This window comes from Kitasatospora sp. NPDC127035 (assembly GCF_042726075.1).
Lineage (GTDB): Bacteria > Actinomycetota > Actinomycetes > Streptomycetales > Streptomycetaceae > Kitasatospora.
In genome coordinates, this window is the sequence record NZ_JBHXDN010000104.1 from 1 (window position 1) to 23,589 (window position 23,589).

At 74.3% G+C, this 23,589-nt stretch carries 18 protein-coding genes and 1 rRNA gene; 15 read left to right on the forward strand and 4 right to left on the reverse strand.

The window, feature by feature from the left end; genetic code table 11:
- The 10 genes from rrf to ACFWIC_RS38810 all read left to right on the forward strand — a co-directional run.
- Nucleotides 1-85, forward strand: a 5S ribosomal RNA gene (gene rrf / locus ACFWIC_RS38765); the annotation flags it as partial.
- A gap of 262 nt (nucleotides 86-347) precedes the next feature.
- Nucleotides 348-1,751 carry a sensor histidine kinase gene (locus ACFWIC_RS38770; protein WP_380521759.1) on the forward strand — a complete coding sequence of 468 codons (1,404 nt, stop codon included), beginning with the start codon at nucleotides 348-350 and terminating at the stop codon, nucleotides 1,749-1,751.
- Nucleotides 1,703-2,368, forward strand: coding sequence for a response regulator transcription factor (locus tag ACFWIC_RS38775; protein ID WP_329877469.1), 666 nt, complete (start codon nucleotides 1,703-1,705; stop codon nucleotides 2,366-2,368). Before ACFWIC_RS38770 ends, ACFWIC_RS38775 begins: the two co-directional genes overlap by 49 nt.
- A 195-nt stretch (nucleotides 2,369-2,563) precedes the next feature.
- Nucleotides 2,564-4,249, forward strand: coding sequence for a DUF2637 domain-containing protein (locus tag ACFWIC_RS38780; protein ID WP_380521761.1), 1,686 nt, complete (start codon nucleotides 2,564-2,566; stop codon nucleotides 4,247-4,249).
- Nucleotides 4,250-4,465: 216 nt separating this feature from the next.
- Complete coding sequence (locus tag ACFWIC_RS38785) at nucleotides 4,466-5,755, forward strand: DUF6986 family protein (protein WP_329952563.1); 1,290 nt, start codon at nucleotides 4,466-4,468, stop codon at nucleotides 5,753-5,755.
- Between the two features lie 125 nt (nucleotides 5,756-5,880).
- On the forward strand, nucleotides 5,881-6,537 hold the full coding sequence (locus tag ACFWIC_RS38790; protein ID WP_380521763.1) for a YigZ family protein: 657 nt from the start codon (nucleotides 5,881-5,883) through the stop codon (nucleotides 6,535-6,537).
- 208 nt (nucleotides 6,538-6,745) lie between these two features.
- Entirely contained in the window at nucleotides 6,746-7,060 is a 315-nt protein-coding gene (locus ACFWIC_RS38795; RefSeq protein ID WP_380521765.1) for a cupin domain-containing protein, read from the forward strand.
- Nucleotides 7,061-7,392: 332 nt separating this feature from the next.
- Nucleotides 7,393-9,336 carry a hypothetical protein gene (locus tag ACFWIC_RS38800; protein WP_380521767.1) on the forward strand — a complete coding sequence of 648 codons (1,944 nt, stop codon included), beginning with the start codon at nucleotides 7,393-7,395 and terminating at the stop codon, nucleotides 9,334-9,336.
- A 113-nt stretch (nucleotides 9,337-9,449) separates the two neighbouring features.
- Nucleotides 9,450-11,120 (forward strand): restriction endonuclease, encoded by a 1,671-nt coding sequence (locus tag ACFWIC_RS38805; protein ID WP_380521769.1) that lies wholly within the window; start codon nucleotides 9,450-9,452, stop codon nucleotides 11,118-11,120.
- 272 nt (nucleotides 11,121-11,392) lie between these two features.
- Complete coding sequence (locus tag ACFWIC_RS38810; protein WP_380362144.1) at nucleotides 11,393-12,157, forward strand: ZIP family metal transporter; 765 nt, start codon at nucleotides 11,393-11,395, stop codon at nucleotides 12,155-12,157.
- A 71-nt stretch (nucleotides 12,158-12,228) separates the two neighbouring features.
- On the opposite strand, the gene ACFWIC_RS38815 is transcribed toward ACFWIC_RS38810, so the two are convergent.
- On the reverse strand, nucleotides 12,229-13,155 hold the full coding sequence (locus ACFWIC_RS38815; RefSeq protein WP_380521771.1) for a LysR family transcriptional regulator: 927 nt from the start codon (nucleotides 13,153-13,155) through the stop codon (nucleotides 12,229-12,231).
- 119 nt (nucleotides 13,156-13,274) lie between these two features.
- Here ACFWIC_RS38815 and ACFWIC_RS38820 point away from each other — a divergent pair, with 119 nt between their 5' ends.
- The gene (locus tag ACFWIC_RS38820; RefSeq protein WP_380521780.1) at nucleotides 13,275-14,213 is read left to right on the forward strand and encodes an EamA family transporter; all 939 of its coding nucleotides are present in this window, start codon (nucleotides 13,275-13,277) and stop codon (nucleotides 14,211-14,213) included.
- Here the strand turns inward: ACFWIC_RS38820 and ACFWIC_RS38825 are convergent.
- The gene (locus tag ACFWIC_RS38825; protein WP_380521773.1) at nucleotides 14,107-14,760 is read right to left on the reverse strand and encodes a MarR family winged helix-turn-helix transcriptional regulator; all 654 of its coding nucleotides are present in this window, start codon (nucleotides 14,758-14,760) and stop codon (nucleotides 14,107-14,109) included. The two genes, ACFWIC_RS38820 and ACFWIC_RS38825, sit on opposite strands and share 107 nt — an antisense overlap.
- A gap of 243 nt (nucleotides 14,761-15,003) precedes the next feature.
- Between ACFWIC_RS38825 and ACFWIC_RS38830 the strand changes: the two genes are divergently transcribed.
- Nucleotides 15,004-15,342, forward strand: coding sequence for a DUF2218 domain-containing protein (locus ACFWIC_RS38830; protein ID WP_329877485.1), 339 nt, complete (start codon nucleotides 15,004-15,006; stop codon nucleotides 15,340-15,342).
- Between the two features lie 5 nt (nucleotides 15,343-15,347).
- Here the strand turns inward: ACFWIC_RS38830 and ACFWIC_RS38835 are convergent, their stop codons facing one another.
- Nucleotides 15,348-16,211 (reverse strand): phosphatase PAP2 family protein, encoded by an 864-nt coding sequence (locus ACFWIC_RS38835; RefSeq protein WP_380521775.1) that lies wholly within the window; start codon nucleotides 16,209-16,211, stop codon nucleotides 15,348-15,350.
- Nucleotides 16,212-16,546: 335 nt separating this feature from the next.
- On the reverse strand, nucleotides 16,547-17,887 hold the full coding sequence (gene gabT / locus ACFWIC_RS38840) for a 4-aminobutyrate--2-oxoglutarate transaminase (RefSeq protein ID WP_329877488.1): 1,341 nt from the start codon (nucleotides 17,885-17,887) through the stop codon (nucleotides 16,547-16,549).
- Between the two features lie 239 nt (nucleotides 17,888-18,126).
- Between gabT and ACFWIC_RS38845 the strand changes: the two genes are divergently transcribed.
- The 3 genes from ACFWIC_RS38845 to ACFWIC_RS38855 all read left to right on the forward strand — a co-directional run bounded on the left by ACFWIC_RS38845 (nucleotide 18,127) and on the right by ACFWIC_RS38855 (nucleotide 23,493).
- Complete coding sequence (locus ACFWIC_RS38845) at nucleotides 18,127-20,190, forward strand: ATP-binding protein (RefSeq protein ID WP_380521777.1); 2,064 nt, start codon at nucleotides 18,127-18,129, stop codon at nucleotides 20,188-20,190.
- Nucleotides 20,191-20,337: 147 nt separating this feature from the next.
- Nucleotides 20,338-21,903 (forward strand): PucR family transcriptional regulator, encoded by a 1,566-nt coding sequence (locus ACFWIC_RS38850; protein ID WP_329877492.1) that lies wholly within the window; start codon nucleotides 20,338-20,340, stop codon nucleotides 21,901-21,903.
- Nucleotides 21,904-22,050: 147 nt separating this feature from the next.
- Nucleotides 22,051-23,493, forward strand: coding sequence for an aldehyde dehydrogenase family protein (locus ACFWIC_RS38855; protein ID WP_329952555.1), 1,443 nt, complete (start codon nucleotides 22,051-22,053; stop codon nucleotides 23,491-23,493).
- The last annotated feature ends 96 nt before the right edge of the window (nucleotides 23,494-23,589 follow it).

Sequence of the window (23,589 nt, forward strand, 5' to 3'; positions counted from 1 at the left end):
TTACATTCCGAACCCGGAAGCTAAGCCTCACAGCGCCGATGGTACTGCAGGGGGGACCCTGTGGGAGAGTAGGACGCCGCCGAACAATCATTGTGGAGAACCCCCGTCCGGGATACGGACGGGGGTTCTTTGCGTTTCCGGAGAAGTCGAGAGAAATCGAGAGAAGTCGACGGGAATTGCGGCGACGGACGGGTCGTCACCCCCCCCACCGCCAGGGGTGGACCTAGCACCACCCCGGATTCGGGGTAGGACGGCCAGTGCCCGGCCGGCGGTGGGACGGAAGACTTGACCACGGCGGTCGGAGTCGGCCGGCGACATCAGGACCAGCACCAGCACCAGGAGTACCCGTGACAGCAGAGAGTCGATTCAGCGGCGGCACCGTGCGCGCCCAGGCCGAGACTGCGCTGGCGTCGGGCGGCCGCGGGCTGGCGCGGCTCTCGGGGCTGGTCCTGGGCATGGCGCCGGTCGTCGTGCTGCCGGTCCTGGGGGCGTTCTTCGCGGGTGGCACCGCCGCCTGGGCCATGGAGAACTACTACCCCGGGGCTCTCTTCGCACTGGTCGCCGGGCTGACGGCGGGTGCCACGGTGGCGGGCCTCTTCGTCCGCCGGTGCGCGGACCGAACGCGGGCCCAGCTCGTCCGGTGGTACGGGATCCGGCTGCCGGTCGAGTACAGCCCCCGACCGGCGCTGGAGGCGGACGAGCGCGGCCACTGGTGGACGGGCTACTCGTACCACCGGTCCCACTCCGTGGCGAGGCTGGCGCAGCTGCTGCACTGGTCGGCGCGGGACCGGGCGACGCGGTCGGAGATCCTCTGGCTGCTGGTCGGCCCGCTCGCGGTCGGTGCCATGGCGGCGATGGTGTCCGGACTGGTGGTCGCCGGGGTGGCGTACCTGATCAACGCGGTGGACGGCTACCAGGACTACGGGCCGGTGCCCACCGGCACGGTGCTGGCGTCGGTCCTGATCGGGCTGGCGCTGATCGGCCTCGCCGTGGTGGCGTCGCCGTACGCGGTGCGGGCCTACGCGGAGCTCGCACGCCGGGTCCTGGACCAGGACGGACGGGCCTCGCACGCCCAGCTGACCAAGCGGGTGGCGGAGCTGACCGAGACCCGGGCCGACGCCGTCGGCAGCCAGGCGGCCGAACTGCGCCGGATCGAGCAGGACCTGCACGACGGTGCGCAGGCCCGGCTGGTGGCGATCGGGATGACGCTGGGCACGATCGAGCACCTGATGGAGACCGATCCGAAGGCGGCGCGGGAGCTCCTCTCCGAGGCCAGGCAGTCCTCGGCCCGGGCGCTCCAGGAACTGCGGGACCTGGTCCGCGGCATCCACCCGCCGGTGCTTGCCGAGCGCGGCCTGGGTGACGCGGTCCGTGCGCTGGCACTGGACTCCGCGCTGCCGACCGAGGTCTGCGTCAGCCTGCCGGACCGCCCGCCGGCGCCGGTGGAGGCGACGGCGTACTTCAGCATCTGCGAGTTGCTGGCCAACGCGGCCAAGCATTCGGGTGCGGAACAGGTGTGGGTGGACATCATGTACCGGGCCGGGCGGCTGCGGGTGACCGTGACGGACGACGGGGTCGGTGTGGCGGATCCGGGGAGGGGGACCGGGCTGCGCGGGATCGAGCGCCGATTGGGTACCTTCGACGGTGTCCTCGCCATCGACAGCACGTCGGGCGGTCCGACCACCATCACCCTGGAGCTGCCGTGCGAGTTGTCCTCGCCGAGGACCTCTACCTCCTTCGCGAAGGTCTGATCCGGCTGCTGGAAGCGCACGGCTTCACCATCGCGGCGGCCGTCGAGACCGGCCCGGAACTGCTGGACGCCCTGCTGACGCACCGCCCGGACGTCGCCGTGGTCGACGTCCGGCTGCCGCCGACGCTCACCGACGAGGGACTTCAGGCGGCGCTCCAGGCGAGGAAGCGGATCCCGGGCCTGCCGGTGCTGGTGCTGTCGCAGCACGTCCAGCAGCTGTACGCGCGGGAGTTGCTGGCGGACGGCACCGGCGGGATCGGCTACCTGCTGAAGGACCGGGTCTTCAACGCCGACCAGTTCATCGACGGGGTCCGACGGGTGGCCGCCGGCGGTACGGCGATGGACCCGGACGTCATCGCCAAGCTGATGCAGAGCACGTCCCGGCGGCCGGGTCCGCTCCAGCGGCTCTCGCCGCGGGAGCGCGAGGTGCTGGAGCTCATGGCGGAGGGCTGTTCGAACTCCGCCATCGCCGCCCGGCTGGTGGTGAGCGACGGTGCGGTGGCGAAGCACATCGCCAACATCTTCACCAAGCTGGAGCTCGCCCCGGCCGAGGACGCCAACCGCCGGGTCATGGCGGTGCTCGCCTACCTCAACGGGTCGGCCGAGCGGACCGGCTGACAGATCGCCCGTTCCCCCGGACGCGAGCCGGTGCCGGCGGTGACACTCCGGGCTGCGGAAACGCTGAAACAGGTGTACGAGTAAACTCCGGTGGGCCGAGCCCGGAGGTTGCTCAGCCCCGGCACCCCGACAAGCGGGAACCGGTAGCCGGGGCAGCGTACGGCCGCAGCCGACATCCAGGGGTTGATTGACGTTATGGCACGCCCATCGCTCACCAAGGCCCACCGTGGCCTGCTCGGCGTCGTGGCCGCCGGGGCCTGCCTCATCTCCGGCATCGGCTTCGCCGGGTCGTACAGCGCCGTGCGGGACCTGGCTGCGGAGAAGGGCTTCGGCAGCTTCTCCTACGCGTTCCCGATCGGTGTGGACGCCGGCATCGTGGTCCTGCTCGCGCTGGACCTGGTGCTGACCTGGCTGCGCATACCCTTCCCCCTGCTGCGGCAGACCGCCTGGCTGCTGACCGTCGCCACCATCGCCTTCAACGCCGCCGCCTCCTGGGGCGACCCGCTCGGCATGGGGATGCACGCGGTCATCCCGGTGCTGTTCGTCGTCGTGGTCGAGGCCTCCCGGCACGCCGTCGGGCGGATCGCCGCGATCACCGCGGACCGGCACATGGAGTCGGTCCGGCTGATGCGCTGGGTGCTCTCCCCGGTGCCGACCTTCCGGCTCTGGCGTCGGATGAAGCTCTGGGAGCTGCGCTCGTACGACGAGGTCGTGCGGTTGGAGCAGAACCGGCTCGTCTACCGGGCACAGCTGCGCTTCCGGTACGGGCGCGGCTGGCGCCGCTCGGCGCCGATCCAGGCACTGCTGCCGCTCAAGCTGGCCAAGTACGGGGTTCCGCTCGATCTGGCGGTGCTCGACGGGTTGGACGAGGAGGGGCGGACGGTGAGCGAGGTGCCGGCGTCCCGAGAGGTCCACGAGGTCCACGACGGCCGCGCGGCGGGTGCGCTCGCGCCGGCCGCCGTCCAGAACGGGCCGCAGGCGGACGCGTCGGCCGGGCTCCGGGGCGGAGCTCCGGCCGGACCGCAGGCCGCGGTGCCGGCGGCGGCGCAACCGCAGGCCCACGACCCGCAGCCGGAGCAGCCCGGTCGGGCCGGGGTGCAGCGGGCGCCGCAGCAGCAGGCCCAGGAGGCCAGGCCGCAGGCCGAGCCCGTGGCGGCCCCGGTCTCGGCGGCCCCTTCCGCGGTGGCGCCGATGCCGGCGGAGGTGGCCGCGCCGATGCTGGCCAAGCTCGCCGCGGTGCGGTTGCGGGCGGTTCAGGAGCCGGAGGGGGAGGAGCAGCAGACCCCGCCGCAGCCCCGTGAGGAGCTGAACGTCTGGACCGAGCGGGCGGTGCGGACCACGGGTCACCAGGACGACGGCGCGCCGGGCGGCCGGGTGCCCGGCCAGGCCTCGCCGTGGTTCAAGCCGCCGCGTCCGACGGAGTCCGAGCCGGAGCCGCAGCCGGTCGCCGCCGCCGCGCAGGGCGGGTCGGCCGCAGCGCCGTACGCCGGGCAGGCCGGCCGGACCGGTTACGCCGACGAGGCCGAGTACCCCGAGCAGGACGGCTACGTCGAGCAGGCCGAGTACGCGGAGAGCGTCGCGGAGCAGGGCTATGCGCCGGAGTTCCAGGAGGATCCCGCCTTCGACGGGCCGGCGGAGCGTCCGATCGGCCCCGTGCCGCGTCCGGGCTCGTACCGGCTGGACCCGGAGGTCGTGTACGCGGCCCTGGTCAGCTACATCGACACCTTCGAGAACCAGCCCGATCCGCAGCGGCTGGCCGACTGGCTGACCAGGGAGTACGGCGTGATCGGCAACCGTGCGGACGGGTCGGTGCACCCGAAGGAGGTCGCCGAGCTCATCCCGGAGCTGCGTGACCGCTACGCGGCCTCGGGGCGGGACTGACCCCGCCGCAGGCCGCCCGCCTCCCACGAGGCGAGTCCCCCGCTCCCCGTTCCTCGCTCCCCGTTCCTCGCTCCCCGCTCCCCGTCACCCGATCGCCGGTCCGCCGTCCGGTCGGCCATTGACGCCCGACCCGGGCCGGTCTACCTTCACCTCAACAAACTGTTGAAGCGCCGGCCTGGCACGGGCCCCGCGCGCATGCCGGCGTGAGGAGTACGGATGTCGCAGGTCGAGGTGGGCGGTACCGGGCCGACGGGCGGAGCCGCGTTCTCCGCCGCCGCCCGCACCGCGGTGGAAGCGTTGCTCGCCCCGGTCGACGCTGACCTGGCCCGCCGCTACCCGGGTGACCCGGGCACCCGTCAGCCGGTCCACACCGTCTACGTCCCGGCCGACGCCTTCGCCGCCGACACCGTGCGGACGTGGGGCCGGCAGGCGCTGGAGGTCTTCGACACCCACGCCGGTACCCCGGCCGAGCTGGCCCGGGCGCTCGGTGCGGCGGACGACGCGCTGCTCGCCGACGTGCACGCCCGGGTCCGGGCCAAGCTGGAACGCGAGCCGGTCGAGGACCTGCGGATCGACTTCGAGGACGGCTACGGCGCACGCCCCGACGCGGAGGAGGACGCCGCCGCCGTCCGGGCCGCCGAGCTGGTCGCCGCGGCGGTGGCGGACGGAAGCGCACCGCCGTACGTCGGCATCCGGATCAAGTGCATGGAGGCGGCCGTCCGCGACCGGGGTATCCGCACGCTGGAGCTCTTCCTCGGCACCCTGCTCGCGGACGGCGGCCTGCCCGAGGGGCTGGTGCTGACCCTGCCCAAGGTGACCTACGCCGAGCAGGTCACCGCCCTGGTCCGACTGCTGGCCGACTTCGAGCACGCCGCCGGACTGCCGGCCGGGCGGATCGGCTTCGAGATCCAGATCGAGACCACCCAGGCGATCCTCGGCCCGGACGGGCGGGCCACCGTCGCCCGGATGATCGAGGCGGCCGGTGGCCGGGCCACCGGCCTGCACTACGGGACCTTCGACTACAGCGCCTCCTGCGGGGTCGGCGCCGCGTACCAGAGCCTGGACCACCCGGTCGCCGACCACGCCAAGGCGGTGATGCAGGTGGCCGCCGCCGGTACCGGGGTCCGGCTCTCGGACGGGTCCACCAACGTGATCCCGACCGGCTCCACCGCGCAGGTGCACGCCGCCTGGAAGCTCCACCACGACCTGGTCCGCCGATCGCTGGCCCGGGCCTACTACCAGGGCTGGGACATGCACCCGGCGCACCTGCCGACCCGCTACGCCGCCGTCTACTCCTTCTACCGCGAGGGGGTGGCCGCCGCCGGTGCCCGGTTGGCCGCCTACGTCGCCAAGGCGGGCGGCGACGTGATGGACGAGCCGGCCACCGCGCGGGCCCTCAGCGGCCACCTGCTGCGCGGGCTGGACTGCGGTGCGGTCGACCTCGGCGAGGTCGCCGCGGCGACCGGCCTGGACCGGGCCCGGCTGGAGGCGCTGGCCGGTCGCTGACCGGGCCCGGCCCGGGCGGTGACGAGGCGGCGGGCCGGTGACCGGGGGTTAGGCTGGCTGAGCCGCCCGGACCGCTCGTCCGGGATGCCGCCAGCCTCGTCGTCCTCCGGGAGAACCACCGCGCCATGTCCGCCACGCCGGAGCCGCCCCCCAGGCAGTACCTCACCGTCCGGGGCGCGGGCAGCCACGAGACCGAGATCAAGAAGTCGCGGTTCATCTGCCACCTCGCCCGGGTCGCCGACGAGGAGGAGGCCCAGGCGTTCATCGCCGGCATCCGTCGGCAGTACTGGGACGCCCGGCACAACTGCACCGCCTTCGTCGTCGGCGAGGAGCAGCGCCGCGAGCGCTCCAGCGACGACGGCGAGCCCGGCGGGACGGCCGGTGTGCCGATGCTGGAGGTGTTGCGCCGGCGCGGGGTCACCGACACGGCCGCCGTCGTGACCAGGTACTTCGGCGGGATCAAGCTGGGCGCCGGCGGTCTGGTGCGGGCGTACGGCAGCGCGGTGTCGGAGGCGCTGGACGAGGTCGGACTGCTGGAGCGGCGGCCGGTCGCGCTGCTGGCCGTGACGGCCGACCACACCCGGGCCGGGCGGGTCGAGAACGACCTGCGGGCGGCCGGTTACACGGTGAGCGACCTCGGCTACGGGGCGGCCGGGGTGCGGATCGAGGTCGGTGTGCCGGAACCGGAGGTCGGGGCGTTCCACACCTGGCTGGCCGAGGCGACCGGCGGCACGGCGGTCGCGGTGGCGGCGGGCCGGACGTTCGTCGAGGTGCCGGTCTGAGCCGCTGATCCCGGGAGTGCAGCGGAGCGGGGGAGCGGCGAGGCACGCATCCGGCGTGCGGTGCGCCTTCGCACACCCCCGACGGGCGGGGCCGTGCGGTCGTGCCGGTTCCGGACGAGTTTTCGGACAGATCCGGAACGACCGGTTTCGAGCCCGGTGCGCCCTGTCTAGCCTGGTCGGATCCGCCGACCAGGGAACCGAGGCCGCGATGCCCGTCGTCCAGACCATCACACTGGCCCCGGGGGACGACACCGGCTGGCACTTCCACCCGGGCCGGGTCGACGTCGTGGTGCTGTCCGGGATGCTCACCCGTACCCTGCACGACGGCCGGATCGAGGTCAGCCACGCCGGGGACTCGCTGGTCGAGCTGGGCGGGCCCGCGTACATCCACGTCGGTCACAACCGCGGGACGGTGCCCGTCGTCCTGGTCGCCACCTACGAGGCGCCGGAGGGGTGCCCGCTGGCCGTGCCGGTCACGGAGCCGGAGTGGATCCGGAGCGGTGCGGAGCGCTGCGAGGACTGAGCCCGGAGACCTCACCGAAACCCGGCCGGACGCCCGGCCGGACGCCCGGCCGGAGGAGTCGTCGGGACTGGAGCAGATCGCCGCCGACCATGCGGGGCGGCTTGAGCAGATTCACTCGAACGTATTGACGTGGCCCGGAGTCGGAACTTCCGCTCCGGGTCATGGCGTTTCCTGGGCAAGGTCCGGCGAACCGGACCAATGACCCATCGATGGAGGACACCGGGCCCCACCACCGCCTTCACGGAGGTACGCGCATGACCTCGGACCGCTTTCCGTCGTCGCCCGCCCATGCCGGTCCCCCCGGCTCCAGAGGCCCCGCGACGCCCTACCGGATGACCGTCACCACCGCGCTCCCGCACGCCGAAGCCGTTGCCCTGGCCGACCGGCACCTCGCCGACTGGCTGAAACAGGAGGGGTGCGAGGAACCCCCGTCCGTCGCACCCGCGCCCGTCGTCACTCCGTCGGCCACCTTCTCCGCCCGTCCGCCCGTCCTCTCACCCGACGTACCCGCCTCGACCGACGTACCCGCCGCGGACAGACCCGGGCGCGGCCCGGTGGCCGAACGCCTCCGGCTCGGCGACCGCGTCCTGCTCGACCGGGACAGCGGCTCGCTCCGCCCCGGATTCCTCCCGGCCGCCGGCCCCGGGGCGGGCCCGGGCCGGGACCCGGACACCGGCCGTTACGACCGCCGACGGCTCCGCACACCCGCTCCGCACGGGACCGGCCAGCTCACCCTCACCGTCGCGACCGGCCCCGCAGGACCGACCTGGGTCCGGCTGGAGGCCGAGACGCACACCACCGACAGCGGTGTACGGACGCCCTGCCGGGTCCCCGTGCCCGAACTCGCCCGCACCCTGCTTCCGCTCCTGGACGCCGCCGACGGGCCGGTCGCCGTCCAGACCGTGCCACGGGTACTCACCGTGACAGGGGTCGACGACCTGATCGACGAACTCTGCGACCCCGACCGCCGGATGCCCACCGTGGTGGCCAGCGTCCCGGTCGGCCACTCCGTCGGCGAGTGGATGGCGGAGGTGGTCGGCCCGCTCAGTGACCAGTTGCCGGGGCTGGCCACCGTGTACGTCCTCGACCCTGGCGCCCGGACCAGGTTCAACGTCGCGCTGGAGCACCACGCCGTCTACGGCGGCGCGGTGCGCACCTACCTGCCCGAGGTCGACCCGGCCTCCCGGCAGGACGGCGCGCGGCACCCCGTACTGGCGAGGCGCCGGATCGAGGAGGACCTCCGCCGGGCCGCGGGACTGCTGGCCCGCGAACCTCGCCGGATCGCCGCCGAGCTGCCGCTGCCACCCGTCCTGGCCGCCGTCCCGGTCCTCAGGGTCGTCCCGTCCTCGCCCCGACCTGCCACCCGGAGCCGGACCGAGAACCAGGCTCCGGCGTCGTACTCGGCCCCGGCCCCGACGGGGTCGCCGGGACACCCGGCCGGCTCCCCGGCCGGAACCTCGTCGGACCGGGCCGCTGCCGGCCCGGACGCCGTCGCCGGGGCCGAGTCGGCGGCCCTCGCCCACGAGGAGTGGCAGGACCTCGCCGAGCAGCAGGCCCGGGCCGACGAACTGGAGCGGGTCCGGCACAGCCTGCGCCGCGAGCGCCGTCGCGCAGGCCGGGGGCGTGCGCCGTCCGGCCGCCTCTGCACCTTCCCCACCATTCCCGGCGGAGCGGCCGGACCGGCGCCGGTCGCCGCAGGTGCCGGATCACCGACTTCACGCGGGTGCCCGCCGCCCGCTCCCGCCGGCGCCGGGCGGCGCTCCGGCCGACGGGCCGCGCCGACCGACACCCCCGCCACCTTCACCCAGCTGATGGCCCGGCTGGGCGAGTTCCCGCTGCTCACCTTCACCGGCGACCAGAAGGCCGCCATCGCCCTCGACGAACTGCGCTGCACCGGCACCGGCTGGGCCCGGCTCACCTGGGACGGCCTGACGGCGCTCCAGGAGTACGCCGAGGCCGCCGTACGCGGCCGGGCCGGCGGTGACTTCAAGCAGTGGTGCGAGCGCACCCCGGCCGGCTGTCACCGCTTCCCGCCCCGCAAGGCGGTGCGCGGGGAGTCCCGGACGGTGTTCAGCCACACCAAGTGGAAACGCGAACGGATGCTGCCGGTGCCCGAGTGCGTCGACGCCTCGCGGCGCGCGTTCATGGGTGCCCACCTGCGGATCGGCGGCGGTCGCACCGCGCCCAGGCTGCACTACCTCGACGACTGCTCGGGCAGTGGCCGGATCTATGTCGGCTACATCGGCCTGCACCTGACCAACACCCGCACCAACTGAGAGGCTTGGCTGACCGGTGCGTCCGTTCGGTGGACAATGTCCGGCAGGGGCCGACCTCGGGGTCGCCGGATGCCCCGGGCAGGCGCCGGACGAGCATGGGGGAACGACCACCGATGCAGTACTCAGCAGACGGCCAGTCCGACGGTGCGCTCACGGCCCCCCGACCGGGCTTCCTGGCCTCGGTCTTCCGCGACCTCGGGGTTGACGGGCCGGACGGGGACGGCCGGCCCGACAGCCCCGCCGGTGCCGCCGCCGACACGGGGCCGGGCGGTGCGCCGCCGGGCCCCGCACCGGACGACCCGTACGGCGCGGGCGGTGACGAGGCCGTCGCCGCGCACGCCCGCGCCGCCGCGCTGACGCACCACCGCACGCTCACCGTCCAGGCCGAGCACGAGCGGTTGGCCGACCTGCTGCGGCGGGCCGCCCTGCCCGTCTCGGCCATGGACTTCGAGAGCCAGCTGCGCCGCTACGAGCCGCGGCCCTACCCCTCTGACGGTCCTGCGGCCGGGCCGGGCGAGGACCCGGAACCGCGCTGGGAGGACTTCGCCCCCGCCGGACCGCCGGCCGCAGACCCCGACGAGGCCCCGTCCCGCCGGCTGCTGGACTCCGGCTACCAGCGCGAGCTGGCCCAGGCCCGGCTCACCCACCAGCGCACCCTGCGCGAGTGGCGTACCCGGCGGGCCGAGTCCGGCAGCCCGGCCGTGGACGGGCAGCGGCGGGCCCACGAGGAGTCCGAGCAGGCCCGGGAGCGCGCGGTCCGCGAGTACAACGAGTCACTGGAGGAGTGCCGCCGGGCGTACCGGCTGGCCGAGCCGGCCGCCGTCGAATCGCTGCTGGAGCGGGCGCTCGCCTCGGCCGAGACCGCGACCCAGGACCTGCCCGCCCCCTGCCGGGCCGTCTACCGTCCGCTGACCCGGACCGCCGTGCTCGACCTCGACCTGCCGTCCCTCGACGTCTCGCCCTCGCTGGCCGGCTACCGGCTCGGTGCCGACGGCGAGATCCTCCCGGTGCCGCGCCCGCCCGCCGACCGGGCCGCCGACTACCTGCGCCTGGTCGCCAGGCTGGCGCTGCGTGCGCTCCAGGCCGCCGACGCGGTCGACACCGACGAGATACTGGCCGGCGTCGTGCTCAACGGCTGGCTGCGCGAGCCGGGTACGGGCGAGCCGCACTGCCTGCTGAGCGTGGACGCCGACCGGGACGCGCTGGCCCGCACCAGGCTGCTGCCGCCGGCCGATCCCGACGAGGAACCGGACGGCGAGGGCGTCTACGCGGACGCCGAACAGGACGAGGCCCTCGTCCGGTTGCGCAGGCTGGGCGCGGCCGTCACCCCCGACCCGTACGCCCGGGCGGTCGTCGAACCGGCCGCACTGGCGGCCGCCGCCGTGCCGGCCGCACCGGACCTCTCGGGCAACGAGTTCGCCCAGCTGGTCCGTGAACTGCTCACCCGGGGCGGGCTGGCGCAGTGGAGCGTCCGGCTGCGCGGCCGGGCAGGGCTGGTCGCCACCGGTGAGGGACCGGCCGGCAGCGCGCTGCCCGGCCGCTGGGTGGTCTGGGCCTCCCGCAGCACGGACGCGGTGGGTGAGGAGGAGATCCGGACGCTGGCGGAAGCGGTCCGGGAGGAGTCGGCCGAGCGCGGGCTCCGGCTGACCACCGGCCGGTTCACCGACGGCGCGCTCGACCTCACGGGTGAGGACGGGCACCGGCACATCCACCTGGTCGACGGCGAGGGCGTCCGCGAGCTGGCCCGCACCCACCTCGGCCTGCCGCTCGCCGCGGGGCTCTGAGCGGGACGGGCCCCGCACGGCGGCTCACCCTGACGGACCGTCCGGCGGGCGCCGCCCGGTGGCCCGCGTGAGGCTGGGGGCACGGGCGTCCGGGTGAACCGGGGCCCGGCCGAATGGCGGCACCCGGCGTCGGACGGGTTCGCGAGACCGACCGGCACCGGCCGGCGGTCGGCCCGGGGACGGGCGGGACACGGGGGAGAGGGAATGGACAGACGGTCCGCCACGGCGGAGGAGCGGTGACCGCGATCCTGGTCGCGGCGGGGGCGTTCCTGATGACGCTGCTGGGCGGCTGGGTCGCCCAGCGCACCGGGGACCGCCGCCACCTGGTGCTCGGCTTCGCCGCCGGGCTGATGCTCGGCGTGGTGGCCTTCGACCTGCTCCCGGAGGCGCTGCACCAGGCGCCCGAGGAGTTCCACGGGGTGCCGCAGGCGCTGCTGATGTTCGCGGCAGGCTTCCTGACCATCCACATCGTCGAGCGGGCGGTCGCCATTCACCGCGGCCACGAGGACGAGTACGCCGAGCACACCCACGGCCAGCGGTCCGTGTCCGGCCACGCGCACGGCCACTCCCACGGCCGCACCCGGTCCGGCCTCGACGGACAGCAGGGCGTGGGCCTCACCGCGGCGCTCGCCCTGGTCGGCCACAGCCTGATGGACGGCTTCGCGATCGGCGCGGCCTTCCAGGCCGGCACCACGGTCGGGACGGTGGTGGCGATCGCCGTGGTCGCGCACGACTTCGCCGACGGCTTCAACACCTACACGCTGACCCGGCTCTACGGGAACGACCGACGGCGGGCGCTGACGCTGCTCGCGGCGGACGCGATCGCGCCGGTGACGGGGGCGGCGATCACCCTGCTGTTCACCATCTCCGAGCACGTGCTCGGCCTCTACCTCGGGTTCTTCGCCGGCTTCCTGCTCTACCTGGCGACCTCCGACATCCTCCCCGAGGCACACAGCCCGCACCCCTCGCGCTCCACACTGCTCTGCACCCTCGTCGGTGTGGGCTTCATGTGGCTGGTGATCGGCTTCGCCGGCTGACGGCGGGGCCGCCGGTGCCAGGCCGCCCGTCAGGCCGTCACCTCCCGGCCGCGGTCACCTCCCGGCCGCGGTCACCTCCCGGCCACGGTCACCTCTCGGTCGCGGGCGGCCCACCGCGCCTGCAGCGCGCCCAGGGCCTCGGTGATCGCCGGGCGCCGCGAGGCCTGCGAGCGCCAGAGCGCGAACACCCGCCGGGCAGGCTCCGGGACCACCGGCCGTGCGACCACGCCCGACGGCAGCACGCCCCGGCCCAGTCGGGGCACCAGACCGACGCCGAGCCCCGCCGCGATCAGCGCGATCTGGGTCTCGAACTCGCCGACCCGGTAGTGGACGTCGGGCTCCTCACCGGCCTCCCGCAGCGTCCGGACCAGCCAGTCGTGGCAGATGTTGCCGGGCGGCACGCTGATCCAGCGCTGCTCGCGGAGCCGGCCCACCGGCACCACCGAGAGTCCGGCCAGCGGATGGCCGGCGGGAAGCAGCAGGTCCACCGGGTCGGGGCCGAGATCCAGCCGGGAGAGTCCCTCCTGCACCGGCAACGGCACCGTCGGCCAGTCCTGGACCAGCGCCAGGTCCACCTCGCCGCGGGCCACCAGATCGGCGGCCGGGTAGGGATCGCTCTCCAGCAGCCGCACGTCCAGGTCCGGGCACCGCGTGCGCAGATCGGAAAGCACCCCTGGCATCAGCCCCCGGGCGCCGGTGGCGAACGCGGCCACCGTCAGCCGCCCGACCGCCTGGCCGCGCTGCTCCTCCAGCCGCACCTCGGCCCGTTCCACCAGGCCCAGCACCGCCTGTGCGGTGGCGGCCAGCTCGCGCGCGGCGTCCGTCAGCACCACCCCGCGGCCCTGACGTTCCAGCAGCACCGTCCTGGTCTCCCGCTCCAGCTTGGCGATCTGCTGCGAGACGGCGGACGGGGTGAACCCGAGGGCCGCCGCCGCCCCGCCGACCGAACCGTGCACGGCCACCGCGTGCAGCGCCCGCAGGCGCCCCAGATCCATCATGGGTCCATCATGCAGCAACACTTAAGCATGGCCTTCAGTATTCATCGCTGGTGCTGCACGATGGCGGCGGTCATCCTCGATCCATGAGCGCAACCCCGCAGGCCGCCCCCGGCGCCGGCATGAGCCCGCGTCACATCGCCCTGGCCGTCCTGGTGGCCGCCGTGTGGGGCCTCAACTTCGTCCTCATCCACGTCGGTCTGCAGAACTTCCCGCCCCTGCTCTTCTGCGCGCTGCGGTTCGCCGTGGTCGCCGTCCCGGCGATCTTCTTCATCGGCCCGCCCAGGGTCGCCGTGCGGTGGGTGCTCGCCGTCGGCCTGGTGCTCGGGGTGGTCAAGTTCGGTCTGCTCTTCCTGGGCATGCACGCCGGGATGCCGGCCGGCCTCTCCTCCCTCGTGCTCCAGGGGCAGGCCGTCTTCACCGCGCTGTTCGCTGCCGTCCTGCTGGGCGAGCGGCCCGGCGGGCGGCGGCTGACCGGGCTGGCGGTCGCGCTCGCCGGGATCGGACTGAGCGCCGTCGACCGCGGCCTCGGCGGACCGGTCGGCGCGTTCGTCCTGGTCGTCCTCGCCGCGACCGCCTGGGGCCTCTCCAACGTGCTGACCCGCAAGGCCGCCCCGCCGGACGCGCTGCGCTGGATGGTCTGGGTCAGCGCCGTCCCGCCGCTGCCACTGCTCGGCCTCTCGCTGCTGGTCGAGGGACCGGAGGCCGACCTGCGCGCGCTGCGCGAGATCACCCCGGCCGGACTGGGCGCGATCGGCTACGTCGGGCTGGTCTCCACCCTGTTCGGGTTCGTCGCCTGGAGCTACCTCCTGCGCAGCTACGACGCCACCGCGGTCGCGCCCTACTCGCTGCTGGTGCCGGTGTTCGGGATGTCCTCGGCCTGGCTGCTGCTCGGAGAACCGGTCAGCCCCCTGGCCGGCGCCGCCGCGCTGCTGGTGATCGCCGGGATCGGGATCACCGCCCTGCGCCCGGGGACGGTCGGCACGGCGGCGTGGTGGCCGCGTACGCGGCCTCGGCGGTCCGCAGTGCCCGCAGCAGCACGTCCTGGTCGGCGGGGCTGACCGGACCGAAGTACTCCTGGGCCACCTCGTGCCGGACCTGGCCGATCTGCTCCACCGCCGACCGGCCGGCCGCGGTCAGCACGATCCGTACGGCGCGGCGGTCGGCGGGGTCCGGGGCCCGCTCGACCATTCCCGCCTCCTCCAGCGCGTCGACCACGGTGGTGGCCGAGCGGGGGGCGATGTGCAGCCGGTCGGCGAGATCGCTCAGGCGCATCGCCCGGCCGGGCAGCTCGCAGCCGGGCGCGTGCGCCAGGGCCCGCAGGGCGCGGCCCTGGCCGGGAGTGATGCCGTAGGGCTCCAGCCGCTCGCTGGTGCGGCGGCGGATCCGCTTGATCGCCCGGGTCATCGCGTCGGCCAGCTCGGCGGCGGTGTCGGCGGCACGCGCTTCGGTGGCGTTCGCCTCGCCGGAGCCCGCTTCCCCGGGAGCGTCTTCCCCGGGGAGCGCCTCCTCGCGCTTCGTTTCCTCGCGCTTCGCTTCCTCGGGATTCGCGCCGGTGTTCGGAACGGGGGAGGAGCTCGCCGCGTCGTCGGTCGGCGTGGTGGTCATGGGCGGATCTCCTCGGCAGGTGTTCGGCCAAGGGTATCGGCCGCCTCGGGCGCGGGAACGGGGTCGAAGGAGGCCGGGGCCAGGACCGGGGGCCGCTCCGGAGCCGGGCGGGAGCCGTTCGAGGGCAGGTCGGGAACCGGTTGCGGACCGCGGGCCGAAAAATGTTGAGCCAGGCTCAGTATCTGGGTTAGCGTAGCCCGAGTGAGGGCGACCTAAGTTCCCTCCCCGCACCTTGGAGAGCCAATGCCCCGCTCCGAAGCACGCGTCGCCACCGACCGTTCCGCCCGCTACGCCAAGCAGCTCGCCGCCCACATGGGCCGCAAGATCCAGGCCGACTGGTCCGAGGAGACCGGCCGCGGCACCCTCACCTTCGGTCTGGGCACCGCCACGCTGGAGGCCACCCCCGACGCGCTGCTGCTCGCGGTCGAGGGCGAGACCGCGAACCTTCCGGGCCTGGAGGACGTGGTCGGACGCCACCTGGTCCGCTTCGGCGCCCGCGACGAGCTGGTCGTCGAGTGGCGGCGCGACAACGGCGAGACCGGCCTCGTCCACCGGAACGACGAGGAGCCGGCCGAGAGCTGAGCCCGTCAGCGGCCCGTCGGGGAGCCGGGACCACCCGGTCGACGGCGGGCCGGGAGCCACCGGGCGAGGGCCAGGAGGACCAGCCCGCCCAGGCACCAGCTGGCCACCACGTCCAGCAACCAGTGATAGTCGCTCCACACCAGCCCCAGCCCCACGCCCGCCGACAGGAGAGCCGCCCCCTCCGCCAGTCGGCGCCGCGAGCGGGGCCCTGCCGTCCGGGCCAGCAGCAGCGCCGCCACCCCGTACGCGAGCGTCGCGGTGGCGGTGTGCCCGGACGGGTACCAGCCCCACTGGTCGGCCGCCAGCGGCAGCCCGAACGGGCCGGGCCGCGCGAACCACGCCTTCGCCGGGACCACCAGCAGCGGGATCAGCCCGGCCGTCAGCACCGCGACCGCGCCCGGCAACCACCAGCGTGACACCCCCGCGAGGCGATCCCGCCAAGCGGCCACGGCCCCGCCGAGGAACAGCACCGGCACCGCCACGGCGCCGCCGCCCAGGTCGGACAGTGCCTTGCCGAGATGGTTGAGCAGGACGCTGTGCAGCTCGTGCCGGGTCTCCCGGACGGCGCTCCGCGCCCAGCGGTCCAGTCCGAGCAGCGGGCCGTCCACCGCCACCTGCCAGGACACCACCACCAGCACCACCGCGAGCAGCACCGGCACCGCCGGACGGCCGAGGACGCGGGACAGCCGCCCCGGAGCAGGGGGGAGAGCTCCGGGGCGGCTCTGATGATCGCCGTTCCGTGCGTCCCGGGGGGTGTGGGTCGGACGGTCGGTCGATCGGCCTTCGGTGTGTGCCGCCCCGCGGGGGACGGCCTGGTTGTCCTCGCGGCCGGCGTACGGAACCGCCAGTGGCTGGGGCTCGCTGTCCATCCGTGATGACACTACGTCAAGGTCCTTGCACGGCCGAGGAGCTTCAGCGATTCCGCACACCATCTTCACCGCCCCGCAGCCGGCGCCACACGGGGTCCGTATCGGGGTCCGCATCGCCGCTCGAACCGGTGGGCGCACCGGGGTCGCGCGGGGCGGCGCCGAGCCCGGATGCCTGCTCGACCGGCCCGTCCGGCCCGTCCGGCGAAACCGAACGGCCCGTGGGGACGGGCGTCCCCACGGGCCGATCAGCGCTGTCCGGACATCCCTCCGGCGGGTATCGTGCGGCGCCCCTGTACGGCGCCCGGGGCACTGCGGTGCCGTCGACGGCGAGAACCTCAGACGGCGGCGAAAGCGCCCTCGATGATGTCCAGGCCCTCGTTCAGCAGGTGCTCCGGCATGACCAGCGGCGGCAGGAAACGCAGCACGTTGCCGTAGGTGCCGGCGGTCAGCACCACCAGGCCCTCCGCGTGGCACGCCTTGGCGACGGCCGCGGTGACCTCGGCGTTCGCCTCCTTGGTGCCCGGCTTCACCAGCTCGACCGCGACCATCGCGCCGCGACCGCGGACCTCGCCGATGACGTCGAACTTCTCCTGCATCGCCCGCAGGCGGCCCAGCATGATCTCGCCGATCCGCTGCGCCTTGCCGTTGAGGTCCTGCTCCTTCATGGTCTCGATGGCGCCCAGCGCGGCGGCGCAGGCCACCGGGTTGCCGCCGTAGGTGCCGCCCAGGCCACCCGCGTGCGCGGCGTCCATGATCTCGGCGCGACCGGTCACCGCGGCCAGCGGCAGACCGCCGGCGATGCCCTTCGCGGTGGTGATCAGGTCCGGGACGATGCCCTCGTCGTCACACGCGAACCACTGGCCGGTGCGGCAGAAGCCGGTCTGGATCTCGTCCGCGACGAAGACGATGCCGTTGTCCTTGGCGAACTCCACGATCGCCGGCAGGAAGCCCTTGGCCGGCTCGATGAAGCCGCCCTCGCCCTGGATCGGTTCGATGATGATCGCGGCGACGTTCTCGGCACCGATCTGCTTGGTGATGATCTCGATCGCCTGCGCGGCCGCCTCGGCGGCGCAGTTCTCGGCACCGGTCAGCCAGCGGTACGGGTAGGCCACCGGCACCCGGTAGATCTCCGGGGCGAACGGGCCGAAGCCCTGCTTGTACGGCATGTTCTTCGCCGTCAGACCCATGGTCAGGTTGGTGCGGCCGTGGTAACCGTGGTCGAACACCACGACGGCGGTGCGCTTGGTGTACGCGCGGGCGATCTTCACCGCGTTCTCGACGGCCTCGGCACCCGAGTTGAACAGCGCGGTGCGCTTGTCGTGGTCGCCCGGGGTCAGCTCGTTGAGCTGCTCGGCCACGGCGACGTAGCCCTCGTACGGGGTCACCATGAAACAGGTGTGCGTGAAGGCGGCCAGCTGCTCGGACGCCTTGGCCACCACGGCCTCGGCGCTGTTGCCGACGTTGGTCACGGCGATACCGGAGCCGAAGTCGATCAGCGAGTTGCCGTCCACGTCCTCCAGCACGCCACCGTTGGCACGGGACACGTACACCGGCAGGGTGGTGCCGACGCCGGCCGCCACCGCACCCAGCTTGCGGGCCTGCAGCTCCTGCGACTTCGGACCGGGGATCGCGGTGACCAGGCGGCGCTCCTGCGGGAGCGGCGTTGCGGCGCTCATGGGTTTCTCCAGACTTCTCGGCTCGGTGCTTCGCAGGCTACGGCGGGCCTCCCCGGCCGGGCATGCGCCACTCGGTAGCACTGCGCCGTCCGACTTGTCCGGCGCGGCCAGCGCGGGCGACGCGACTACCGGCGGCCCGCACTCCACTACATTGAGCGCGGGCGTGTCGCCGGGGCGGCGGCATGGGTATGGCGGCACCGACGGCGGTCGGGCCGGCGGGCGAGGGAGCGGGGCCGTACATGGGACCGGACGGGGCACAGAACCACGGCGAGCGGACCACCGCCACCCCCTTCACCCCCATGCCCCGCCCACGGCCCCCGGCCCAGCTCCCCTTCGACCTCCCCACCTGGGTCGCCGCCCCCCGCCCCGAAGCCGCCCCGGGCATCTTCCGCCAGGGGCACCGGCAGCTCGACCCTGAACGTGCGGAAGTGGCGAAGGTACCGACCTGGCCCCTCCTCCTCCGCGCGGGGCTGAACGCGGTGGTCGGGTGGTTGGCCTTCATCTACGGGACCCAGCTGGCTCTGCATCTGATCGTTCTGACGGTGTGGGTGGACCATCCGTCGGGGACTGCAGTGACCGCCGTGGGGCTTTCGGTGAACGTCCTCGTACTTGCCGCCGTGATCAAGGTCTTCGGCCGGATGGGCAGGTGGCCCGAGGTGTGGCGGCGGTATGCGATGCCGCTGCTGTCGCGGACGGTGACGGAGGCGGAGCCCGTCACCGAGGAGGAGGCGGCCGAGGCGGTACGGCAGCGGGACCCCTGGGTGGTGCTGCGGCACGGCGGGGCGGCAGCTGCGGCCGCACGGCTGGACGGCGAGGCGGTCGGGGACGTCGACTACGTGCGGATCCAGCGGGCCTGGGAGTCGGCGCAGGCGGATCCGGCGTTCCTTCCGGCTTTCGTCGACCAGGTGGCGGCCCGCGGTGCGGCGGCGTTCGCGCATCCCTCCGAGGCGCGGGAGCTGCCCGGCCGGGTGGAGCGGCACGATCTGCTGGTGGGCCAGGTGCGGCTGGGCACCGCTCAGGACGTGCCGAAGAACCCGCAGGCCCACCGGGCGGCGGGCTTCGCGCTGGATCCGGCGCTGCTGGGCACGTCACTGCTGGCGGTGGGTCCGGCAGGGACGGGGAAGACGGCCCGGCTGGCCCGGCCGGTGGCCGAGGCGCTCTGTCTGCAGGCGCTGGCCGGCACGGCGTGCGCGGTGGTGATCGGGTCGGCGGACGCGGATCTCGGGCCGGACGCCTGGTACGACGTGGTGATCGCCCCGGGCGAGGCGGGCTCCCGGTACGGGCTCGATCTGTACGGCGCGGCTCAGGATCCGGACGAGGCGGCGGCCCGGCTCGCCGAGGCGCTGTTGCCGGACGAGCTGACCGCGCGTGCGGAGTCGGCCCGGACGGCGCTGCAGCAGATGGTGGGGCCGTTCCACGCCGCGTTCGGCCGGTACCCGGGCGTGCGTGAGCTGAGGGCGCTGCTCGCGGGTGAGCCGGAGGCGCTGGAGGCCCTGGTGAAGGGCTTGAGGGCGGCCGGCCGGCTGACCTCGTACGAGCGGGACCTTCAGCAGCGGGAGCGTCAGCACGGCCGGGCGGACGATCCGGGGGCGCTGCTGGCGGACCGGTTGGCGCTGCTGGACCGGCCGGCCTTCGAGGGGGCGTTCGCGACGGACGGTTCCGGCCGTCCGCCGTTCGCGATGCGGGTGCTGGACCACCCGCTGCGGGTGCTGGTGCGACTGCCCGAGCGCAGTCATCCGGAGGCGGCGCGGATGTTGTCGCGTCTGCTGGTGGGGCAGTTCGTGCAGGCCGCCGGGGTGCGCCAGGACCGTTCGCTGTTCGCCGGCCTGGTGGTGGACGACGCCTCGTCGGCGCTGGACGCCGGGGTCGTGCGCGGGCTGCAGCGGTTGCGCGGGGCGAACGCCGGGGTCGTGCTGCTGCTGCGGACGCTGGTCGATCTGCCGGAGGCGTTGCGGGCGCCGCTGTTCGGGGCCGTGGGATGCCGGGTGGCGTTCCCGGGCATCGCGCCGTGGGACGGCCGGCTGTTCTCCGAGGCCTGGGGCACGCACGTGGTCCGGGAGACGGCGGTGACGCTCGCCCCGGACACCTCGGGCGGTGCGGTTCGGCGGGCCGGGCGGTTGGGGCGGAAGGCGCTGTCGGGGACGACGGCGCAGACCGAGTCGGTGACGACGCGGGAAGTGGAGCGGTTGCGGTGGTCGCCGTCGGATCTGGCGCACGCGCTGCCGGCGGGGCACGCGGTGGTGTCGCTGACGGCGGTGTCGGGGGAGCAGGTGCCACCGCTGCTGGTGGATCTGCGGGGGTGAAGTGGGGATGAAGCTCGCCTTCGAGGAGGATTCGGCAGTGCGGCTTGTCCGGGGCGTCCATAATGAGAGGAGGGAGTTCCCGAGAACCCTCAGCCCTCTTCTCGCCCGGCCGCAACGGCGCGGTCGGGTCGTTCCCCCGAAGGTGCCATGCCCCCCACACTTGCCTCCGTCGTTCGCAACACCTCGCTCCATCTGACGGTCCTCGCCGGTGCGGACCACCTGGAGCGGCCGGTCCGCTGGGTGCACACCAGCGAGCTGGACGACCCGACGCCGTTCCTGGAGGGTGGCGAGCTGCTGCTCACCACCGGTATCAAGCTGGGCCGGACCGCCGCCCGGTTGCAGGCGTACGTGCACCGTCTGGCGGACGCCGGGGTGGTGGGGCTGGGGCTCGGTGTCGGGTTGTCGCACGCCGAGGTGCCGCAGCCGCTGGTGGAGGCGGCCGCGCAGCGCGGGCTGCCGCTGTTGCGGGTGCCGGAGCCGACGCCGTTCATCGCGATCAGCAAGGTGGTCTCGGCGGCGCTGGCCGCGGAGCAGTACGAGGCGGTGACCACCAGCTTCGAGGCGCAGGAGGAACTGACCCGGGCCGCGCTGGGCAAGGACGGTACGACCGCGGTGGTGCGGCGCCTGGCGGCCCGGCTGGGTGGCTGGGCGGCGCTGTACGACGGGTCGGGTGCGCTGTCGGTGGTGGCGCCGGACTGGGCGGCGCGCCGTGCGGGCCGGCTGGCGGCCGAGGTGGACCGGCTGCGGCGGCGGCCGGCGCCGTCGAGTGCGGCTCTGCAGGGGCGGTCGCCGGGGATCGACACGGCGGACGAGGACTACGTGGTGGTCCAGTCGCTGGGCGCGGACCGGCGGGCGCGCGGGTTCCTGGCGGTGGGGACCGAGGACCGGATCACGCCGACCGAGCGTTACGTGCTGAACGCGGCGGTGGCGTTGCTGACGCTGACCCTGGAGCGGTCGCGGGAGCTGCGGCAGGCCGAGGAGAAGATGGGCGCGGCGCTGCTGCGGATGGTGCTGGCCGGCGAGGTGACGACCGCCCGGCAGGTGGCGGCGGGGCTGTTCGGCGGGCTGCCGGAGGGGACGGTCCGGGTGCTGGTGGCCGGGGCCGGCCAGGGGGTGGACGCCGGGGAGGCGCTGGGCGAGCTGGGGGACCGGGCGGAGCAGGCCGGGGCGCGGGTGGCGGAGAAGCTGCTGGTGGCGCGGGAGGAGGGGGCGCACGGGTCTCGGCTGATGGTGCTGGCGCTGGACAACGGCGCGGTGCACCGGGCGTGCCTGGGCACGGTGGAGGAGCACGAGGGCCTGTCGCTGGGCGTCTCGGCGCCGGCCGCGCTGGAGGACGCGGGGACGGCGCACGCGCAGGCGGAGCGGGCGCTGGCGGTGGCGTTGCGGGGTGGGCGGCGTTCGGTGGACCACGAGGAGGTCGGCGCGGGGTCGCTGCTGCCGCTGCTCGGGGAGGACGCCGTGACGGCTTTCGCGGAGGGCCTGTTGCGGCCGTTGCGCGATCACGACCGGACGGCGCGCGGTGACCTGGTGGCCTCGTTGCGGGCCTGGCTGTCCCGGCACGGGCAGTGGGACGCGGCGGCGGCCGATCTCGGTGTGCACCGGCACACGCTGCGGTACCGGATGCGGCGGGTCGAGGAGCTGCTCGGGCGGTCGCTGGACGACACGGACGTCCGGATGGAGCTCTGGCTGGCGCTTCGCTCGGGCGAGGAGTAGCCGCGGCGCCGCTGGACGCGGTGGAGTGGCCGCGGGGGTGAACGCTACGCCGTGGCCAATCCGGTCGGCGCGCCCCCGCCCCTACCCTCGATTCTGGCTCCACGTCCGTGGGGCCCTGAGGATGTCGAGGGAAGGGCCGGTACCACGGTGACCACCACGTACGATTTCTGGCTGGCCGGCCGCCGGGCGAGCGGCGACGCCGACTTCGAGGTGCACAACAGCTGGGACGGCCGTCTGGTCGGCAGGGTGAGCATCCCCACCGAGGCGCAGGTCGAGGAGGCGCTGGACGCCGCCGTGGCCGCGCTGCCGGTGTTCGCCGCGACCCCCGCGCACGTGCGGTCCGCCGCGCTGGACCACGTGGCCCGGCGGCTGGCCGAGCGTACGGAGGAGATCGCCCAGCTGATCACCGCCGAGAACGGCAAGCCGATCAAGTGGGCCCGTGGTGAGGTCGGCCGCGCCGTCTCCGTCTTCCGCTGGGCCGCCGAGGAGGCCCGCCGTACCAACGGCGAGACCATGCGGCTGGACACCGACCCGGGCGGCGTGGGCCGTTTCGCGGTGGTGCGCCGCTTCCCGCGCGGTGTGGTGCTGGGCATCGCGCCGTTCAACTTCCCGCTGAACCTGGTGGCGCACAAGGTGGCCCCGGCGATCGCGGTCGGCGCGCCGATCATCCTCAAGCCGGCCCCGGCGACCCCGCTCTCCGCGATGGTGCTGGGCGAGATCCTGGCCGAGACCGACCTGCCGGCCGGTTCCTGGAGCGTTCTGCCGGTGCCGAACGACCGGATGCCGGCGCTGGTGCAGGACCCGCGTCTGCCGGTGATCTCGTTCACCGGTTCGGACACGGTCGGCTACCAGATCATGGACTCGGTGCCGCGCAAGCACACCACCCTGGAGCTGGGCGGCAACGCGGCGGCCGTGGTGCTCGCCGACTGGTCCTCCGAGGCGGACCTGGACTGGGCGGCCACCCGGATCGCGATGTTCGCGAACTACCAGGGCGGCCAGTCCTGCATCTCGGTGCAGCGGGTGATCGCCGACGCGTCCGTCTACGACGCGCTGGTGGAGAAGGTCGTCGCCAAGGTCGCGGCGCAGGTCACCGGTGACCCGAACGACGACGCGACCGACGTCGGTCCGCTGGTCGACGAGAACGCGGCCCGGCGGGTCGAGTCCTGGGTGGACGACGCGGTCGCCAAGGGGGCCAAGCTGCTCGTCGGCGGCACCCGTGAGGGCGCGACGTACGCCCCGACCGTGCTGGCGGAGATGCCGGCCGACGCGATCCTGGCCAAGGCCGAGGTGTTCGGCCCGGTCCTGTCGCTGCACCGGGTGGAGGGCACCGACGAGGCGTTCGCCGCCGTCAACGACTCGCTGTTCGGCCTGCAGGCGGGTGTGTTCACCCATGACCTGCAGACCGCCTTCCGGGCCCACCGGGAGCTGGAGGTCGGCGGTGTGATCATCGGCGACGCGCCGTCCTACCGCGCCGACCAGATGCCGTACGGGGGAGTCAAGGACTCCGGCGTCGGCCGTGAGGGCGTCAAGTACGCGATGGACGACTACACCGTCGAGAAGGTCATGGTCCTCACCGGTCTCGACCTCTGACCTGACCTGACGACCCGACCTGACGACCTGACCTGACCGACCGGTCCGGTCCGGTCCGGACGTGCGAGGGGCCCGACAGCCTTGTGCTGTCGGGCC

Coding starts and splice junctions, on each gene's coding strand:
- gabT (WP_329877488.1), bottom strand. CDS start 17,887: ATGAGCGCCGCAACGCCGCTCCCGCAGGAGCGCCGCCTGGTCACCGCG.
- ACFWIC_RS38800 (WP_380521767.1), top strand. CDS start 7,393: ATGACCGTCACCACCGCGCTCCCGCACGCCGAAGCCGTTGCCCTGGCC.
- ACFWIC_RS38845 (WP_380521777.1), top strand. CDS start 18,127: ATGGGACCGGACGGGGCACAGAACCACGGCGAGCGGACCACCGCCACC.
- ACFWIC_RS38805 (WP_380521769.1), top strand. CDS start 9,450: ATGCAGTACTCAGCAGACGGCCAGTCCGACGGTGCGCTCACGGCCCCC.
- ACFWIC_RS38815 (WP_380521771.1), bottom strand. CDS start 13,155: ATGATGGATCTGGGGCGCCTGCGGGCGCTGCACGCGGTGGCCGTGCAC.
- ACFWIC_RS38810 (WP_380362144.1), top strand. CDS start 11,393: ATGACGCTGCTGGGCGGCTGGGTCGCCCAGCGCACCGGGGACCGCCGC.
- ACFWIC_RS38835 (WP_380521775.1), bottom strand. CDS start 16,211: ATGGACAGCGAGCCCCAGCCACTGGCGGTTCCGTACGCCGGCCGCGAG.
- ACFWIC_RS38795 (WP_380521765.1), top strand. CDS start 6,746: ATGCCCGTCGTCCAGACCATCACACTGGCCCCGGGGGACGACACCGGC.
- ACFWIC_RS38830 (WP_329877485.1), top strand. CDS start 15,004: ATGCCCCGCTCCGAAGCACGCGTCGCCACCGACCGTTCCGCCCGCTAC.
- ACFWIC_RS38785 (WP_329952563.1), top strand. CDS start 4,466: ATGTCGCAGGTCGAGGTGGGCGGTACCGGGCCGACGGGCGGAGCCGCG.
- ACFWIC_RS38850 (WP_329877492.1), top strand. CDS start 20,338: ATGCCCCCCACACTTGCCTCCGTCGTTCGCAACACCTCGCTCCATCTG.
- ACFWIC_RS38790 (WP_380521763.1), top strand. CDS start 5,881: ATGTCCGCCACGCCGGAGCCGCCCCCCAGGCAGTACCTCACCGTCCGG.
- ACFWIC_RS38825 (WP_380521773.1), bottom strand. CDS start 14,760: ATGACCACCACGCCGACCGACGACGCGGCGAGCTCCTCCCCCGTTCCG.
- ACFWIC_RS38780 (WP_380521761.1), top strand. CDS start 2,564: ATGGCACGCCCATCGCTCACCAAGGCCCACCGTGGCCTGCTCGGCGTC.
- ACFWIC_RS38820 (WP_380521780.1), top strand. CDS start 13,275: ATGAGCCCGCGTCACATCGCCCTGGCCGTCCTGGTGGCCGCCGTGTGG.